Origin of the sequence: Micromonospora sp. WMMD737 (genome assembly GCF_049179055.1) — a bacterium.
GTDB classification, from domain to species: domain Bacteria; phylum Actinomycetota; class Actinomycetes; order Mycobacteriales; family Micromonosporaceae; genus Micromonospora; species Micromonospora reichwaldensis.
This window is the reverse complement of record NZ_JBMHMH010000034.1, coordinates 1-3,060: the sequence shown is the minus strand read 5'-3', so window position 1 is coordinate 3,060 and position 3,060 is coordinate 1. Positions and strand designations below refer to the sequence as shown.

At 69.6% G+C, this 3,060-nt stretch carries 3 protein-coding genes and 1 pseudogene; 2 read left to right on the top strand and 2 right to left on the bottom strand.

The genetic code is table 11. From position 1 onward, the window contains the following. Both ACN27A_RS34185 and ACN27A_RS34180 read left to right on the top strand, forming a co-directional pair. The coding region (locus tag ACN27A_RS34185; RefSeq protein ID WP_421459110.1) for an NAD-dependent succinate-semialdehyde dehydrogenase at positions 1–1,052 on the top strand (1,052 nt) is incomplete at its 5' end. A 247-nt stretch (positions 1,053–1,299) separates the two neighbouring features. Then, positions 1,300–2,127: a hypothetical protein gene (locus ACN27A_RS34180; RefSeq protein ID WP_421459108.1), complete on the top strand. Its 828-nt coding sequence runs from the start codon at positions 1,300–1,302 to the stop codon at positions 2,125–2,127. Between the two features lie 27 nt (positions 2,128–2,154). On the opposite strand, the gene ACN27A_RS34175 is transcribed toward ACN27A_RS34180, so the two are convergent. Both ACN27A_RS34175 and ACN27A_RS34170 read right to left on the bottom strand, forming a co-directional pair. Beyond that, entirely contained in the window at positions 2,155–2,865 is a 711-nt protein-coding gene (locus ACN27A_RS34175; RefSeq protein WP_421459106.1) for a GntR family transcriptional regulator, read from the bottom strand. After that, a pseudogene (locus ACN27A_RS34170) lies at positions 2,862–3,060 on the bottom strand (maleate cis-trans isomerase); the annotation flags it as partial. The pseudogene ACN27A_RS34170 and the gene ACN27A_RS34175, both read right to left, overlap by 4 nt.

Below are 3,060 nucleotides of genomic sequence, written 5' to 3'. Positions count from 1 at the left end.
CGGCCGGCGGTGCCCGGTTTCTGGTCGCCCGCCAGCCGGTCGGCCCCTGTCTGCTGATAACACCGTGGAACTTCCCGATGGCGATGGGCACCCGCAAGCTCGGACCGGCCATCGCGGCGGGCTGCACCAGCGTCATCAAGCCGGCCCCGCAGACGCCGCTGTCGATGCTGGCGCTGATGGACATCCTGACCGAGGCGGGGCTGCCGCCGGGGGCGGTCAACTGCATCGCCACCACCGATGCCGGCGCGGTGATCGAGCCGATGATCCGGTCCGGGCGGATCCGCAAGCTGTCGTTCACCGGGTCGACCCAGGTGGGCCGGATGCTGCTCGAGCAGTGTGCGGAGAAGATCCTGCGCACCTCGCTCGAACTCGGCGGCAACGCACCGTTTCTGGTGTTCGCCGACGCCGATCTCGACGAGGCCGTCGAGGGGGCGATCGCGGCCAAGATGCGCAACATGGGGGAGGCCTGTACCGCGGCCAACCGCATCTATGTGCATGCCTCGGTCATCGACGAGTTCGGTCGCCGGCTGGCCGAGCGGATGGCCGGGCTCAAGGTGGGGCCGGGCACCGAGGACGGCGTCAACGTGGGGCCGCTGATCGACGCGGCGGCGCTGGACAAGGTCGAGGCGCTGGTCGCCGACGCGGTCTCCCGGGGGGCGGCGGTGCTGACCGGGGGAGCGGCGCCGGGTGGGGACGGGTTCTTCTACCCGCCGACTGTGCTGTCCGGGGTGCCCCGCGACGCGGCGATGTGTGATCAGGAGATCTTCGGGCCGGTCGCGCCGCTGACTCCGTTCGACACCGAGGACGAGGTGATCGCCGCCGCCAACGACACCGAATACGGTTTGGTCTCTTACGTGTTCACCAACGACCTGCGGCGGGCGCTGCGGGTGGCCGAGGCGCTGGAAACGGGGATGGTGGGCCTGAACCAAGGGGTGGTGTCCAACCCCGCCGCGCCGTTCGGTGGGGTCAAGGCGTCCGGGCTGGGGCGGGAGGGCGGCTCGGTGGGAATCGACGAGTTCCTCGAAACCAAGTACATCGGCATCAAACTCTAGGCCCGCACCAGCTCGAATACTCGCGGTCCGCACCAGCTCGAGGACCCTCAGCGTGCGCTGGCTCGAGGACTCTGGGCCCACGCCGATTCGGCGTGCCCGGGAGCCGGCCCCGGTGGTCTTCCGGGTGCTGAAGGCGAGATCGACACCAGGGCTCCGATATCTACAATTCAACGCTCATCCACAGCCGCGGTGTCGATCTCGGCTCCAGCACCGGAAGTGGTCGGTATCCGCCGAGAGCGTCCTACCCGTGGACGGTCCGATCATCGGCAGCGAACAGCTGGCCAAAGGCCTGCTGACCCGAGGTGCGCTGCGCTGGAACTACACCGCGATACTCCCCGACGTCTACGTGCCCAAGGGCGCTGAGCTCGATACCTGGACCAGGGCAAAGGCGGCCTGGCTGTGGACCGGGCGCAGTGGAGTCATCGCCGGCAAGACCGCTGCCGCACTGCACGGCGCCGGGCAGGTCGACCCGGCCGACCCGATCGAACTGATCGCCCGTCCGCGTCGACCGCAACCGGGCGTCATCGTCCGCAATGAGCGCATCGAACCCGACGAGGTGGACGCCGGCCGATGGATCACGACCACGGCGCCGGCGCGTACGGCGCTCGACCTGGCCAGGCGGGTACCCCTGGCGGAGGCCGTCGCCCTCCTCTATCAGCTCAGCAGGGTGACCCAGGTGTCGGCCGCCGACATCGCGCCGCTGGAAGCCCGCTACCGGCGGAACCGGGGGATGGGTTCGGCGTATCGCGCGATCGGGTTGATGGACGGCGGTTCACGCTCCCGCGAGGAGTCCCTGCTGCGAGTTGCCTTGGTAGAGAGGGGATTGCCTCGTGCGCAGGCCGGAATCAGGATCGGCGACGAATGGGAGTGTTACGAGATCGGCATCGGCTGGCCCGCCGCGAGACTCGCTGTGGAATGGGGCCCGCACCGCCGCGCCCTGCACGACGATGTCGGGTTTCGAAACCTGCTGCATCGGCTGGGGTGGCGGTTGATCGAGGCGATACCGCAGCGCGGCACGGCATACATCGTTGGTGAGTGCAGGAAGGTGTTGTCGGCCCGTGGGCTGCACCGTTAGGCCTCCGTTAGGCCCCCCTCGGGGCTGTCAGCGGACGGCGGGTCCGGCCGCCAGCGCGATCTCGGCGTCCCCGTCGTCCCCGTCGTCCGTGCCCCCGGGCCGGAGCCTGGCCAGCGCGTCGTCCATGTGCTCGATCAACAGCTGGTCGGTCAGCTCACGGTCGCCGGAGCGGATCGCGGTCGCGAGGATGCGATGCTCGTGTTCGCGGTAGTCCGATTTCGCGTAACTCTCGGCGAGGGCGTGGATGCACATCCGGGTCTCGGTGATGAACGTTTGATGCATCCGGCGCAGTCGCGGGCTCTCGGACAACTCCACCAGCCGCTCGTGGAACGCGATGTCGAGTTCGCTGGCCTCCGCCGAGGTGACGGCCACCCCCATCTGGTCGACGATCACCAGCAGGGCGTCGCCGGCCGCGACATGGTTGCCGTCGTCGAGGATCTTGCGGGCCGCCGCGCGTTCGGTGGCTTCCCGGGCCAGGTACATGTCGCGCAGATCCTCGGCGGCCAGCTCGACCACGAACAGGCCCCGGTTGCGGATCGCGACCAGCAGGCCCTCCTGGGTCAGCCGCTGCATCCCTTCGCGCAGCGGGCCGCGACTGACACCGAGCTGGCGGGCCAGCTCGGCCTCCAGCAGCTGTTCGCCCGGCTTGAGCTCGCCGTGCCCGATGGCCGCGCGCAGCTTGTCGGCGATGATGCTCGGCGTCGACCTCTGCACCAGCGGACCGATGTGGCCGCTCATCGCGCACCTCCGAACAGCGCACCCAGACCGGGCAGCGCCGGCACCGGCCCCAACAGGTCCAGGCCTTTCCACACCGTCACCTGATTGGCGGTCAGCACCGGCTTACCCACCGCGGCCTCCAACCGCTCGATGATCGCCAGCGTGTGCATCGCGGTGTCGGGCACCAGCACCGCCTCGGCGTCGGGATGGTCGGCG